The organism is Isosphaeraceae bacterium EP7, assembly GCA_038400315.1.
Classification (GTDB): domain Bacteria; phylum Planctomycetota; class Planctomycetia; order Isosphaerales; family Isosphaeraceae; genus EP7.
Map to the genome: position 1 here is coordinate 2,731,217 of CP151667.1, position 14,376 is coordinate 2,745,592.

General features: G+C 68.3%; 9 protein-coding genes. 5 read left to right on the forward strand and 4 right to left on the reverse strand.

Annotated elements, in window-relative coordinates; genetic code table 11:
* The first annotated feature begins 12 nt into the window (after positions 1–12).
* Both EP7_RS10425 and EP7_RS10430 read left to right on the forward strand, forming a co-directional pair.
* Positions 13–2,334 carry a hybrid sensor histidine kinase/response regulator gene (locus EP7_RS10425; protein WP_463527790.1) on the forward strand — a complete coding sequence of 774 codons (2,322 nt, stop codon included), beginning with the start codon at positions 13–15 and terminating at the stop codon, positions 2,332–2,334.
* A 639-nt stretch (positions 2,335–2,973) separates the two neighbouring features.
* On the forward strand, positions 2,974–3,807 hold the full coding sequence (locus tag EP7_RS10430) for a hypothetical protein (RefSeq protein WP_463527791.1): 834 nt from the start codon (positions 2,974–2,976) through the stop codon (positions 3,805–3,807).
* 74 nt (positions 3,808–3,881) lie between these two features.
* Here the strand turns inward: EP7_RS10430 and EP7_RS10435 are convergent, their stop codons facing one another.
* The gene (locus EP7_RS10435) at positions 3,882–4,667 is read right to left on the reverse strand and encodes a PEP-CTERM sorting domain-containing protein (protein ID WP_463527792.1); all 786 of its coding nucleotides are present in this window, start codon (positions 4,665–4,667) and stop codon (positions 3,882–3,884) included.
* A gap of 444 nt (positions 4,668–5,111) precedes the next feature.
* Positions 5,112–5,969, reverse strand: a complete 858-nt coding sequence (locus EP7_RS10440) for a hypothetical protein (protein WP_463527793.1) — start codon at positions 5,967–5,969, stop codon at positions 5,112–5,114.
* A gap of 410 nt (positions 5,970–6,379) precedes the next feature.
* On the opposite strand from EP7_RS10440, the gene EP7_RS10445 reads away from it, so the two are divergent.
* Positions 6,380–8,968 (forward strand): DUF4214 domain-containing protein, encoded by a 2,589-nt coding sequence (locus EP7_RS10445; RefSeq protein WP_463527794.1) that lies wholly within the window; start codon positions 6,380–6,382, stop codon positions 8,966–8,968.
* A gap of 203 nt (positions 8,969–9,171) precedes the next feature.
* Complete coding sequence (locus EP7_RS10450; RefSeq protein ID WP_463527795.1) at positions 9,172–9,675, forward strand: c-type heme family protein; 504 nt, start codon at positions 9,172–9,174, stop codon at positions 9,673–9,675.
* Positions 9,676–9,781: 106 nt separating this feature from the next.
* Here the strand turns inward: EP7_RS10450 and EP7_RS10455 are convergent, their stop codons facing one another.
* Complete coding sequence (locus EP7_RS10455) at positions 9,782–10,417, reverse strand: MSMEG_1061 family FMN-dependent PPOX-type flavoprotein (protein ID WP_463527796.1); 636 nt, start codon at positions 10,415–10,417, stop codon at positions 9,782–9,784.
* 373 nt (positions 10,418–10,790) lie between these two features.
* On the opposite strand from EP7_RS10455, the gene EP7_RS10460 reads away from it, so the two are divergent.
* On the forward strand, positions 10,791–11,327 hold the full coding sequence (locus tag EP7_RS10460) for a DUF3568 family protein (RefSeq protein ID WP_463527797.1): 537 nt from the start codon (positions 10,791–10,793) through the stop codon (positions 11,325–11,327).
* 27 nt (positions 11,328–11,354) lie between these two features.
* On the opposite strand, the gene EP7_RS10465 is transcribed toward EP7_RS10460, so the two are convergent.
* The gene (locus tag EP7_RS10465; protein ID WP_463527798.1) at positions 11,355–13,736 is read right to left on the reverse strand and encodes a hybrid sensor histidine kinase/response regulator; all 2,382 of its coding nucleotides are present in this window, start codon (positions 13,734–13,736) and stop codon (positions 11,355–11,357) included.
* Positions 13,737–14,376: the final 640 nt, after the last annotated feature.

The window sequence follows — 14,376 nt, forward strand, 5'->3', positions numbered from 1 at the left end:
GGGAACGCCGCGATGCATGAGAAACCGACCGTGATCCTGGTGGTCGACGACAAGGAGGGGACGCGCTACACCGTCTGCCGCCTGTTGCGCCGTGAGGGGTACGAGATCGTCGAGGCGACCGGCGGCGAGCAGGCCCTGAAGCTCGCCCGGGACAGGCCCGACCTCATCATCCTGGACATCAAGCTGCCCGACCTGGACGGCTACGAGGTCTGCCGCAGGCTGAAGGCGGCGCCGGAGACGGCGTCCATCCCGGTGCTCCACCTCTCGGCCTACATGGTCGAGAGCGAGAGCCGGTCGACGGGCCTGGAGAGCGGCGCCGACGGCTACCTGACCCACCCGGTCGAGCCGCGCGAGCTGGCCGCCCAGGTGCGTGCCCTGCTGCGCATCCGCCGGGCCGAGCGCCAGGCCCGCGACCAGGAGGAGCTCTTCCGGGTCACCCTCTCCAGCATCGGCGACGCGGTGATCTCCACCGACAACCAGGGCCGGATCCGGTTCCTCAACCCGGTGGCCGCCAGCCTCTGCGGCTGGGACGCGGCCGAGGCCGTCGGCCGCCCCCTGATCGAGGTCTTCGACATCGTCGACGAGACATCCGGCGAGCCGGCCCTCGACCCGGTCGCCCGGGTCCTGCGCGACGGGCGGGTGACCGGCCTGGTCAATCACACCATCCTCATTTCCAGGGACGGGACTCAACGACCGATCGAGGACAGCGCCTCGCCGATCCGCGGCGACGACGGCACCCCCCTGGGCGTCGTGCTCGTCTTCCGCGACATCACCGAGAGGCGGAAGGCCGACGCCGACGTCAGGTCGGCGCGCGAGCGGCTGCGGCTGACGATGGAGAGCGTCCGCGAGTACGCCATCTTCACCATGGACATGGCCGGCGTCGTCGACAGCTGGAACACGGGGGCCGAGCTGGTCTTCGGCTACTCCAAAGACCAGATCATCGGGCAGGACGGCCGGATCCTCTGGACGCCCGAGGACCGGGCCGTGGGGGCGCCCGACTGGGAGATGGCCACGGCCGTGGCCGACGGCCAGGCACAGGACGAGCGCTGGCACCTGAAACGCGACGGCGGCCGGTTCTTCGCCAGCGGCATCCTCACGATCGTCCGCGACCACGCCGGCCGGCCGATGGGATACACCAAGGTGGCCCGCGACGTCACCGCCCGCAAGCTGGCCGACGAGGCGCTGAGGGACCAGGACCGCAGGAAGAACGAGTTCCTGGCCATGCTGGCCCACGAGCTGCGCAACCCACTCGCACCCATCTCCAACGCCTTGCGCATCATCCGCATCGAGGATCCCGCCGCCTACGCCTCGGCGAGGCAGGCCTGGGAGATGATCGAGCGTCAGGTCGAGCACATGGTCCGGCTCGTCGACGACCTGCTCGACGTCAGCCGGATCTCGCACGGCCAGATCAAGCTCCAGCCGGCCGACGTCGACCTGGCGGCGGTGCTCTTTCGCGCCGTGGAGAGCAGCCGCCCGCTGATCGACGCCCGCCGGCACGACCTGGTCGTCCGCCTGGCCGACCGCCCGCTGCCGCTCTATGCCGACCCCGTCCGCACGGCGCAGGTCTTCTGGAACCTGCTGAACAACGCGGCGAAGTACACGCCCGAGGGGGGCCGCATCACGCTGAGCGCCGAGGTCGTCGAGCCCGGACCGGGGGGCGTCAGCGCCGGCGTGGTGGTCCGCGTGCGGGACACCGGCATGGGCATCCCCCACGAGATGCTCCCCAGGGTCTTCGACCTGTTCACCCAGGTGGAGCACTCCATCGACCGCTCCGAAGGGGGACTGGGCATCGGCCTGACCCTGGTCCGGCGCCTCACCGAGATGCAGGGGGGCACCGTCGACGCCACGAGCCCCGGGCCCGGCCTGGGCAGCGAGTTCAGCGTCCGCCTGCCGCTGTCCGCCAGGCCGACCTCGGCCTCGACGCCCTCGGCCAACCACGCACCGGAGCCCGACGCGCCCTCGCCGTCGAGGCGCATCCTGGTCGTCGACGACATCCGCGACTCGGCCGACAGCCTGTCGAAGCTCCTGCGGCTCTTCGGCAACGACGTGCGGACCTCCTACGAAGGGCAGCAGGCGATCATGACCGCCGAAACCTACATGCCCGACGTGGTCCTGCTCGACCTGGGCCTGCCCGGGATGAACGGCTACGAGGTGGCCGCCGGCCTGCGCAAGATCCCGTCGCTGGCCGGCGCCACCCTGGTCGCCCTGACCGGGTTCGGCACCGAGGAAGACCGCCGCCAGACTGAGGCCGCCGGCTTCGACCACCACCTGGTCAAGCCCGTGGACATCGACGCATTGCGCACGCTGCTCGACCGGGTGCCGGGCCGCGACTGACCGCCGCCGCAGTCGCCCCGGATCCCCGCGTCTCGGCTTCCGCGCCCGCCCGACGACCTCGCTCACGGGCCGCGTCCCGGCCCTCCAGTGCTGGCCCGCTCCCCCGCCGTTGGGTTCGTTTTCAAGGCGGGACCGGGAGTTGACCGCCACGGCCGGGGCGGCATGCGTTCTCGACGCATCCGCATGAATCCCGCGGACTTCGCGCCGACCCGAGCCCCCTCGACCGGTGCGGGCGGCCCGGTCTTCGCGGCGAGTCGCCCGCCGCCCGGCGCGGCACCGCCCGACCTGGCCCCGATGCGTCCTGGCGCGGTTGGCTTCGTTTTCCGCCCCGGCGCCAACGGGCGTGCATGCCTTCGGTTGGGTTCGTTTTCCGGGCGCGGTCGCGCGGCGGGCCAGGAGCAGTGCGTTGAGGGACCGGCTGAAGTCGCGGCATGCCTTGAACTGATGTTCATGCATGGCGAGACCCTGAGGTGAGGTGTCGATGAGCACCCGGTCGGGGGCCTCCTCGCGGTCGAGGCGCTCGATCTCCAGGGCCTCGGCGTGCCTGGCCTTTAGGCGGGCGAGGGCCTGGTCGACGAGCGGCAGGAGGCGGGCTCGGGCCTCGGGGTTTGCGGAGCTGGCGGCCAGCGATTGCAGCCGATGGAGACCGGGCGCCACCGGCTCGCGGAAGAGGGCGGCGGCCAGGACCGGGCCCAGGTCGGGGTCGATCGGCCGGCCTTCGGCGAGCGCGGCGCGGTCCCGGGCGAGGGCCCCGGCGATCCTCAGGCAGCCCGCTGCCGTGGCTTGCAGGTCCAGCGCGCCGAGGAAGTCGGGGCTTGCCCGGAACGCTTCGAGTGCGGCGGCCGTCTTGCCGGCCAGCCAGAGGTCGTAGTTCTCGCGGGCCTGGCCCACCCGAACGGCGGTGGCGGCGTCGACTTCCAGGCGGGCCCGCTCGGCGCGGACGGCGGCCAGCACGGCGCGGTCGATGAGCTGGCGCTGATGATCGTCGGCCGGCCTGAATTCCAGGGACCAGGCGGCCTGCATCCGCGCCCTCGCCCGCTCATCGTCGGGGTGCATGACCAGCCCCACGCCGGTGAGGCCGAGCTTCAGGGCATTGCGGCGCGAGGCGGCCTTCCCCTCGGCGGTCCTGGGGCCGGTCGACCGCATCGCATTGCGGCGGTTCGCGTCGATGCGCGCCTGCGAGGTGGCCATCTCTGGGGCATCCCGGGTGTCGTCTCGAGGGAGGGCAGCCCGGCAACATCGCCGGAGCGTTCGGCTTCGAACGCGCAAGCCCCCTTTGAAGACCATCGTTCCGAGGCGCGATTCTCTCCCTGGTTTCCCGGAAATTTCCGGAAATGGTGGGGAGAGCCCGGGCCTCGCGGGGCGGGCTTCGAGGCGGCCATGGCGAGCATCGAGGCGAATTTCCCCGAGAAATCGACCATTCCAGGGATCCCGACGCGGCGACCTTCGAAATGGCAACACCCCCGACGGTGAGGTCGGGGGTGTTGCCAGAAATCAACATCAACGGCTCGGAGGGTGCGGCATCGCGACGCCCCGAGGTTGGTGGATTAGCGGGAGGCTCGCGTCTTGCGGACGCGGCGGGCGACGAGGGCGGCGGCACCCATGCCGGCCCAGGCCATCAGGGTCGAGGGCTCGGGCACGGGCACCGGGTTGATCGGGCCGCCGGTGGCCGAGTAGACCGAGGAGTAGGGCCCGCTGGTGGGGTTGGAGCCCTGGAGGTTGATGAACTGCTGGGTGAACGGCTGGGTGGACAGCAGGACGAAGGTGGCGCTGGTGGCACCGGCGCCCAGGGGCTGGGTCTGGGTCAGCGGGTCAACATAGGCGGCGCGGATGACGCCGACCTTGCCGGGCTGCCAGGCCAGGGTGTTGGGGACGCGGATCTGGTCGCCGGCGGAGGCCTGGGGGGCGACCAGGCTGCCGATCGAGCCGTCCTTGATCGAGTAGGCGTAGACGTCGTGGCCGACGTTGGCGAAGTCCGAGCCGACCGGGGTGGCGTTGAACTGGTAGCTAACGCTGTCCAGGTGCTCGGGGTCGCCCGCCGCGTTGTTCACGTTGTTGACCGAGAGCTGGTACGCATAGGCGTAGAGCCCCTCGGCGGCGCCGCTCCCCTTGAAGACCTGCGAGCCGACGTTGCCCGTGGTCGGCGACCCCAGGAACTGGTAGGTCGAGTTCAGGACGGGGGCGGCATCAATCGGCTGGAACAGGGCGTTGAAGGTCGAGGCCGACAGCTCGGGGGTCTCGAGCGTCTGGATGATCGAGCCGGCGGTGGCCGGGCCGTTCATGCCGAGGGTCAGTCCGGTAGCCAGGGCCAACGCGATGGTGAGCTTGCTCATTTCGAACGATCATCCGTGATGGTGCGAGAGTGGCCGTGGGACCACTCCGGCGAGCCGGTCCCTGACTCGCCGACCGCCGGAGAACGCCCCCGGGCGGGGTGACGACGCGTCTAACCGCTCACGAATGGCACCTTGCAATCGGGCCATCCGTGGCGTCGGCCGGGAAAGTACGCGATCCTTACAAACCGGTCAACCCGATTTCCTCAAGTGATTCAGGCATGCACCCGGGCCCGATCCATAGACGCTCCCGGTGAACGTGCGTCAACCCGACAGCGGAAGTTGGAACCAGGCCCGCACATCGGCGGCTTTGTGGCCAGGAACCCCTGCGCCACCTCGACCATCGCCCCGTGATCGCCGGGGCGGGAGAATCCGGCGATGCCGGACGGTTGCCAGGTCGGGCCCACGCCTCATCGCGTCGGCGAAAGCCGTCTTTCCGACGATCGTCTACGTCTTCCCCAGCACTCGATCGACGACCCAGCAGCCTCGACAGTGCGTCCGACCGGACCGGCAGTGATTCAGGATGTCCTTGCTGTCGCACCCGGCATCTTCTAGGGCGTCGGCCAGGATCGGGGCGGCCGTGAAGTCTCGCGTCTCGTACATCGTCGAGGCGATCTCGACGGCCTCCCGCGTCCTCCACGCCGCGTCGAACCGCACGGACGAGAGGGGATGCCAGAGGATGTCCTCGATCAGGCCGATCGCGGCGGGCCGATGGCCGGGATGGATGGGCCGCCAACTGACCCATGTGGAAAACGTCCCGGGGAAGTCGCCCAGATAGGAGTCCAGGATGTTCCACGACCCCGGGCGGACCTCGCCCAGCCCGAGGAGCCAGGAGGCTGCCCCGTAGCCGATCACGTCCTCGTCCCGCCGATCTTCGGGGTTGAACATCCTGGCCTCGGCGGACCATTCGGCGTGGCGAACGTACTCCTCGGCGAGGAGCAGCCGATCGGCGTCCGGGTCATCCGCGTGCTGCTCGAGCCATCTGATCGCGTGGTGAGCGTTCATCGGAAAGACCGGCCACGAACGGTCGCTTCCGAGGGATTCTGGTGCCCCCCCGGTCGCCTTCCGGAGCCGCAGCCACTCGGCCGGCGGCATGGCCGTCTCGAACCACGGCTGATCCGCCACCAGATCCCACAGGGGGCGGCCGCAATCGGCGAACGGGGCATGGCGGATGATCCCGCATTCCAACAGGAGCAGCGTCCTCCGCGTGGCCCTCCGACGATACCACTCGACCAATCGCCGCGTCCTGGGCGGAGTCGTGCCGGGGCGTACGCGGTTCTCGTCCGAGTGGCGTTGCCGGTTCATGCGACTTAGCATCGCGGCCGGCCAGGAACCGGGCAAGCCCTCGCCGCCGAGACGAGACGCACGGGATCAACGATAACCGTGCGATGAAAGGAACACCCTGAGACTCGCGGCTGACGATGCAACACGCAGTTGACGCAAGTTGGCAACGCCCGAGCAGGGGGGCAAGCGACTAAGTATTCTCGTCTCGACACTTAAAGCATCATGAACGGGTTGGTCCTGGCGTTCTTGCGCCGAATCGTTCATGGTTGAATGCCTCCACTCTGAATTCGACGCCGACCAGAGGTTGCCCCATGAGCGTCTTCGCCCGCTTCGCTGCGTTTCGTCCATCGGCGGTGGTTCAGGGCCGTGTCGCCTCTCGATCTCGGCTCAATGGGGCCCGGCCATGCCTGGAGTCGCTCGAGGCACGCACGATGCTCTCGACGACCGCGAGGGCGACATCGGTCGCGGTGAAGGCCCCGACGGCGATGGAAAACAAGGCGTTTATCGATGGGCTGATCGGCACGCGCCAGATCGGCTCGCCGGGCGAGGCGGCGCTGGCGACGGCGCTCACGACGCAATTGAATCGCGGCATGCCTCGCCATCAGGTCGTGCTCAACTTGCTTCGCAGCACGCCCGCGCGGCGCGTGCAGGTGAGCGCCGAATTCGTCCGCCTCCTCGGTCGCCTGCCCAAAGCCGCCGAGTTGCAGACGTGGACGGCGCGCACGCGAGACGCGGGCGATACACGGCCGCTCAATCTCGCGATTTTCGGCTCGCGCGAGTACGACAAGCGCAGCGGCAACGGCACGAAGGCCGGCTACGTGACCGCCTTGTATCGGGATATTCTGAAGCGAGACCCCTCCGCGGCCGAGCTGAATTCCGGCGTGTCGTCGCTTCGCGGCGCGAACGCGCGGACCAGGTTGGCGCAACGCCTGCTCACATCAGTCGAAGGCCTGACGGTACAAATCAACGGTGTTCAGAAGCTGATGTCGTTGAGGCCACCGGGCCCTCAGGCGAACGACTTCCTCGTCTTGTCGCGCCGCGGCGGACTGACCGTGCTGACGGCGAGGGCACTGGCCTCCGAGTTCACGTTCTCGCAGATCGTGCATCCCGCGAGCCCTCCGCGGGCCGACTTGGGGACGGCCTTCAACCACCCGCCGGGATTCCCGATCGCCCCCGGCTTCGACCTGGCGAGCCGGACCCAGGAGCTGGACGTGCCGGTCTCCTTCACGAACGTGGTCCGCACGCTGGGCGTCGGGAGCGATGACGTGCCGTGGTACGGCACGGACAGCGGCCTCTCCACCTTCGACGTCAATTCCGCCACGTTGACGCCGAAGTGGACCGGAGGGCCGGTCGATTCGATTGCCGCGATCGGCGCGAATGAAGCCTACGCGGTGGTGGAGCGGGTGCGGCCGCTCCCGTCGATCCTGCACGTCCTGAACGGGGCCACCTCCTACTTGCCGAACCTGCCGGGTAGCGACATCCCGACTCAGGTGGCGGCGGGCCCGGACGGGACCGTCTGGGCGTTGGGGCAATCGGGCGGCATCTACGCTTACTCGGCCGTCGGGCAAGCCTGGACTTCGATCTCGACCGACGGCTACGCCATCAAGTCGATCAGCGTCGGCTCGGCGGACAACATCTGGGCGCTCACGGCCTCGGGTGCGGGCCTGCAATACAGCAGCGCGACCGGCTTCCAGCCCGACAGCTTCCTGAAGAGCGACGTGCTCGCGATTCAGGCGACGTTCGACGGCGCCGTCTGGGCGGTGGCGGGCGTCGGGACGAGCAATTATGTTTTTATGAAACCTTCGTTCGGCGTCTGGAAATTGGCCCCGGCCCAGCCGCCGCAATCCGACCTCGCCTACTTCGCCGCGGGCTCGATGAATCGTGCGTTCGAGACCGGCCTCGACGTTTCCAAGGCCGGGGCGTCGCTGCCGACGTATCTGATCACGATCGGGGTCGCGGATCGGCAGCCGATGCCATTCCCGGCCTATACCGGCTCCTATCAGACCGCTTATCTGGAGCTTTCCCAGGCCGCGAAAGTCACCCTCGCCGCCGGCGTGCGCGGGCTATACAACCAGCCCGGTCAGGACTGGGCCGGACTCCAGTCCGACATCCAGAATGCCGTCGTGCCGGCGAATGTGCCGGCGGACATCTGGACCTCGGTGCAATCCGAGCTGGCCACCGAATTGCTCTATGTCGGCGAGGTCTACGGTCGGCTCACGTTGATGCAGACGCTCTATACCGAGATCCAGACCGTCAATAACGGCGCCCTCGCCGCCGCGGCCAAGATCGTCCAGCTCACCGACGAGGACCAGCAGAACTCGATCATTTCGCTCATTTTCGAGGATTTCTTCGAAGCGATCGCGGCGAGCGTCTCGTCGATCGGGATCCCCGCGGCGGGAGCAACCCTGGCCGCGTTCCTATCGTCCGGGTTCGACAGCGCGCTCTCGATCCTCGAGGGCAGCAACCCCCCGAATTCCAAGAACGCAATCCCGATCGCCTACGCTCAGCTCCAGACGACGCTTGATACGCTCTACGTGAACGCGTTGAACACGATCAACACGCAAATCACCAACATCGTCACCGACTCCGGCAAGCTCGCCGCGGTCGGCCAGGCGATCGTGACCAAGGTCTGGCCTTACTCCAATCAGGAGATGTCGCAGCAACTGACGGCGACCCAGGCCGTTTACAACGAATTCTTCTATCAATCGCTCACGGCCTCGAAGTGGCAAATCGTGCACACGCCCTACGGCAACTACGTCGTGAATCCGCCGAACCTGCCCGTGCCCAGCTACGCCATATTTGCGATCCCGGATGGGTACCAGGACGGCATGCCCATCGAGCACCTCTATTTCATGAACAAGATCGGGGCTTCGCACGACCTGAGTTCGACCGATCTCGGACCCTTCCCGGATTCGCTGCTGTTCACCACGATCGCCGGCCTCGGAAATTCGACGACGACCGATTTCTGGACGGGTGCGAATGGATGGTCGATCATCCCGCGCGTCGAGGCGACCCTCTGATCGGGGACGAGTGGGGATTCTCGCCCGGACGAAGCCCCCCGGGCGAGTCGATCCGCCGCATTCTCAAACCCCAGGATCGGGGACGTTCGATGGCGACGTTGTCTTCCAACGGCACGGGTTCCCGGGCTTCAATTCGCGGGTATCAAAAAATGTCGAAATACGCATTGATTGCCCTGGCGGTCACTTTGTGCCTCGGGGCGCCCATGGCCGGGAGGAGCCAGGAGCCGGCTCGCGGTCCCGGGAACGACCCGGGAGCCGTCGAGGGGAAGGAAGTTCGCGCTGTCACGCGTCCAACGCTGGAGGAAGCCCGCCGTCAATCGGCGGTGCTCCACACGGCCATGCATACGACACTCCAGGCCGTCCATCATCGGTACTACCGGGAGGATGAAGGCCTGCAGATCCCGGCCGCGACGCTGAAGGAGGTGTTCGCGGACCTGGAAAACGAACATCAAGTCACGCTTCGATGGCTTGTCGTCGAGGGACAGGCGATGAACTCCGACCACAAAGCGCGGAGTTCCTTCGAGAAGGACGCCGTCGCGGCGCTGAAGGCGGGGAAGAAGGAGTTCGAACGCGCGGAAAACGGCGTCTATCGGCGCGCAGGCGCGATCACCCTGACAAACCTCTGCCTCAAATGCCATGTGCCGGATCGCAAGAGCACCAAGGATCGGACAGCGGGGCTCATCATCTCCATCCCCATCGAGGAGTAATGATCGGTATGCGGCCACCGATGGATGGTGCCAGAGCCGAGGATCGCGGGTGCGCCGGGGCTCGCTCCCATTCCCACCCGGCCACCATCCCGGCGAGGCGGCCGGGTCAGTAGAGATTGTTCGCGTAGGAGTCTTCAATGAGTTGGTTGAGCGACTCCACCGTCTGACCTTCGATCTTCGTCTGCTCGACCAGGATCTCGGCGAGGCAGGGGAGCGAGGAGGGTTGGTCGCCGTCTCGGGGGTTCCAGAGCCCGGATCGGAGGATGGCCTTGGCGCACTGGAAGTAGCACTCCTCGACGTCGACGGCGATCCCGACGAGCGGGACCTTCCCGTCCGCGGCCAGGGGGGCCAGCACGTCGTCATCGCAGATCAGGCAGGCAGCGCCGTTGACTCGCAGGGTCTCGCCCCTGCCGGGGATCAGGAAGAGGAGCCCCACGCGGCCGGTCTCCAGGATGTTCCGCAGGCTGTCGGCGCGGCGATTGCCCCGCCGGTCGGGGATGACGATCGTCTTCGGGTCCAGCACCTTCGCGAGCCCGAAACCGTCGCCTCGGGGGGAGACGTCGCAACGCCCTTCGCGGCCGAACGTCCCCAGCAGCAGGAATGGGGACTCCTCGATGAACGTGGCCATGAACCCGTCGAGCTCGGCGAGCTGCTTCTTCAACACCAACTCGCCGGGCGTGCCGATCAGCGCCTCGAGTTCGGCCACCGAGGTCAGCGGTCTCTGGAATCGTCGGGTGTTCATGCTCTGGCGCCCATCACGCGAGGGTTGACGCGGCCGAGCGGCGGGACGCTCCCGCGCGGGATTTCTCGGACTTCCCTCGAACGTCCGGCCGGACATCGGGCGGGAAGGTGCCATCACTGCGGAGCTTGGTTCGCATGTCAATGCCTCATTGATCCGGATCACGGCCGGCGGTGGCGGAGAGTCGGGGCAACATGGGAGAGATGGGGCAAATCAGATCTTGGGCAGTCCCGCGAGGAGGTGATTTGAACGGAGGGGTTGGGCGAGGCACGCCTCGGGTTGACCGCGAGGGGGCCAGCCGCTACAAGGCCGTTGCGCGCGTCGGGCGGGCGGGCAGGGGGTCCGCGCCGATGTCGCGGCAGGGAGGCGGAAGGCGATGATGGGACGGGAGATTCGACGTTTGGGGGTGATGATCGCCCTGGGGGGCTTCGCGGGCTCGGGCCTGGCGGGGTGCCGGACGATGGGTGGGATGGCGGGGAAGGGGGCGGTGCAGGTCGCCGGCAGCGAGACCGAGACGTTTCCCGTGCCGGGGGTCGAGGTGGAGAAGGCCGCCGAGCAGGCGATGAATGACCTGGCCATGACCGTGAAGGCGGGCCCGCGCGCCGAGCAGAAGGGCCAGGTCCACATCTGGGGACGGGCCAAGGACGCGCGGACGGTTCGGGTGGACGTGGCCGGCGGGGCCCAGTCCAGCGCGGTGACCGTCGTCATCGGCACCTACGGCGATCCGCCCCTCTCGCGCGCCCTGCTCGACCGGATCGGCGTCCGGCTGGGGACCAAGCCCCCCCAGCCGATTCCCGACCAGGTCGAATCCGAGCCCGCCGGCAACCCGTTCGTCAACCGGGCCGCCGTGCCCGACGCCGTCATGCTCCGCGACCAGTCCCAGGCCACTTACCGCGACGCGATCGTGCCCTGACCGGGCGGCATCCCCGGCCCGACGGGTTCAGGGATGGCCGTCGAGGGCGGGTCTGGGGGGGACGCTCAGGCGGATGAGGTCGATGAGCAGGCCGAGGGAGGCGGGCTTGGCCAGGTGGTGGATGAAGCCCGCCTCCTTGCTCTCGCGCTCGTCCATATCGGAGGCGTAGCCGCTGAAGGCGATGCCTCTGAGGCCGAATCGGTCCCGGCCGTGGCGCATGACGTCCAGGCCGCTGCCGTCGGTCAGGCCGATGTCGCTGATGAGCAGGTCGAACTCCTCGACGGCCATCGCCGCGAGGGCGGAGACCACGCCGGAGGCGGTCCTCACCGCGAAGCCGGAGCTCCTGAGCAGCCGGGCGATGGCGTGCCTGGTGTCCCTGTTGTCCTCGACGAGCAGCAGGTTCAGGGGCGTGTCGGAGGGGCACGACGCGATGGGGCCGCCGACGGCGGCGTGCGCTTCGTCGGCCTGCGACTCGACCTCGTGCGAGTCATTGACCGTCTCCAGTTCCACGCGGAAGACCGAGCCCCGGTCGCGGCCGGGGCTGGAGGCGACCAGGATCCCGCCGTGGAGGTCGACCAGTTGCTTGGCGATGGCCAGGCCGAGGCCGAGGCCGCCGTAGCGCCTCGCCACGTCGCCGTCCGCCTGCTCGAAGGCCTCGAAGATCCGCCCGAGGGCCTCCGCCTCGATGCCGGCCCCGTTGTCCTCGACCTCGATGGCGAGGCGGCCGTCGCCCAGGTCCGAGGTGGACAGGCGGAGGCGGCCCCTGGCGGGGGTGAACTTGGTGGCGTTCTGGATCAGGTTCCAGAAGACCTGCCGCAGTCGGGTCGGGTCGCCCCAGGCGCGATGGTTCTCGGCGTGCAGGGCGAGGGTGACCTCCAGCTTCTTGGCGTCGACCTGGACCTGGCAGACGGCCAGCGCGGCGCGCAGGGTCGCGTGGCAGTCGACGATCTCGGGATGCAGGATGAGCTTGCCCTGGGCGATCCGGGTCAGGTCGAGCAGGTCGTCAATGAGGCGGGCCTCCAGCTCGACGTTGCGGCGGATGGAGGCCATGTCCTCGCGCAGGTCGTCGGGCAGCCCGGGCCTGCCTTCGAGGTGGACGATGGTGGCCAGCACGGGGGTCAGCGGGGTGCGCAGCTCGTGGCTGAGGATGGCGAGGAAGCGGTCCTTGGCCCGTCCGGCCTCCTCGGCCTCGTCCTTGGCCCGTCTCAGGAGGTCGTCGGCCCGCTTGCGCGCGGTGATGTCGCGGATGGTGCACTGGATGATCTCCAGGGCTCCGACCCTGTAGACGTTGCTGACGACCTCGACCTCGACCGCTCGGCCGTCGCGGGTGGCCAGGGGGATGTCGTCGTAGCGGACGTAGCCCTTCTCCTGGAGCTCGAGGAATGAGGCCTTGCTGGCCTCGACGTCGCCGAGCAGGCCGATCTCCCAGAGCCGCTTGCCAACGAGGTCGTCGCCGGAATAGCCGAGCAGGTCGAGCAGGAACGGGTTGGCGTCGGTGATGACACCGGTGCGGGAGTCGAGGATGAGGATGCCGTCCTGGGCGGCCTCGAAGAGCCGCCGGAACCGCATCTCGGATGCCTCGAGGGAGGCCTGCATCTGCCTGCGGTCGGTGACATCCTCGATGGTCAGAAGGATGACCTGCTCCTCGCCATGACCGCGAAGGAGCCCGCGAGCCTTCAGGTGCATGACCCCGCCGCCGTGCGCCTCGAAGTCGCGCTCGACCGGGGTCTCGCCGATTTCCGCCGCCCCCTGGAGGATCTCTCTCAGGGTGGCGCGCAACCCTTCGGCACGCTTCATGGGGTCGCCGAACTCGAACATCGTGCGGCCGACGGTCTGCTCGGGCGAGGCGCTGAAGGTGTCGTAGAACGCCCAATTGGCCGACCTGATGCGGAGGTCGCTGCCGAGGACGACGACGGAGACCTGCACGGCGGAGATGACGACCTCGCCCTGGAGCCTGGCATCCTCGAGCCCCTTCTCGACGAGCCGGCGCGAGGAGATGTCGCGGAAGATCAGGACGACCCCGTCCAGCACGCCCGCGACGCCGCGGATCGGCGCGGCGCTGTCGTCGATGGCGACCTCCGTGCCGTCCCTGGCGACCAGGAGCGTCAGGCGGGCGAGCTCGTGGGTCCCACCCAGCTCGATCACGCCCTGGACGGGCTGGCGGACCGGCAGCCGGGTCACCTCGTTGATGATCCGGAAGACGGACTCGATCGGCTGATTCTTGGCGTCGGCGTCGGCCCACCCGGTGAGGGCCTCGGCCGCGGGGTTCAGCAGGATGATCTGACCCAGCGGGTCGGTGACGATGACCGCGTCGCCGAGGCTGATGAGCCCCTGGCCGAGACGCGCCCGACGCTCGGCGATTGCCCTGTCTGTCTTTCCCTGCCCCTCGAATGCCGTGGGAAATTCCATGGGATTTTCCCCTTTGAACACGGGAGGTGCCGGAAAGCGAGCGGCTCGACATCGAGTCTCGCACATACGGGGCCGTCGTCCGGCGTGACCGGCCCGGAACCATTCGACCACAGAACATTGCAAGCGACATAACGATTTCTTTAATTTTAAATACGCAAAGGACTGGACACCAAGCAACTTCGCCCGCATACGCCCCCAAATTCAAGGGGTCATGAATCACGCGCTTCGTTAATACCGCCGCAATCAGCAAGAATAAACTCGCCCGCGAACGGGACGGTCGGATGCGATGCGCGGGGCGATCTGCGAATTCCAGAGCGGTCGATTTCTCGAGGCTGAGAATCGGCCGGGGTCGCCGTCTCGGGTGCCGCGGTGTCCCTGGATGGGGGCGGGCGTTGGGGGGAGTTCGCCGATGGAGAAAGGTGGAGGAGGGGAGGGGGCCGAGCAGGCCAGACCGGCCCGCGTCGACTCGGCTTCCTGCCAAGCGGCGACGCGGGCCGTGCGGCCTTCGGGGCGTCCCGGGCATCCGGGTGGATGACCGTGGAACGCACGTCGTGTGACACGAGGCCAGCTCCAGCGTCCTTGCCGGCCGAGCAGCGGTCACACTTTTATGAAGTAGGGCTATAACGCCTAACGTGGCGTT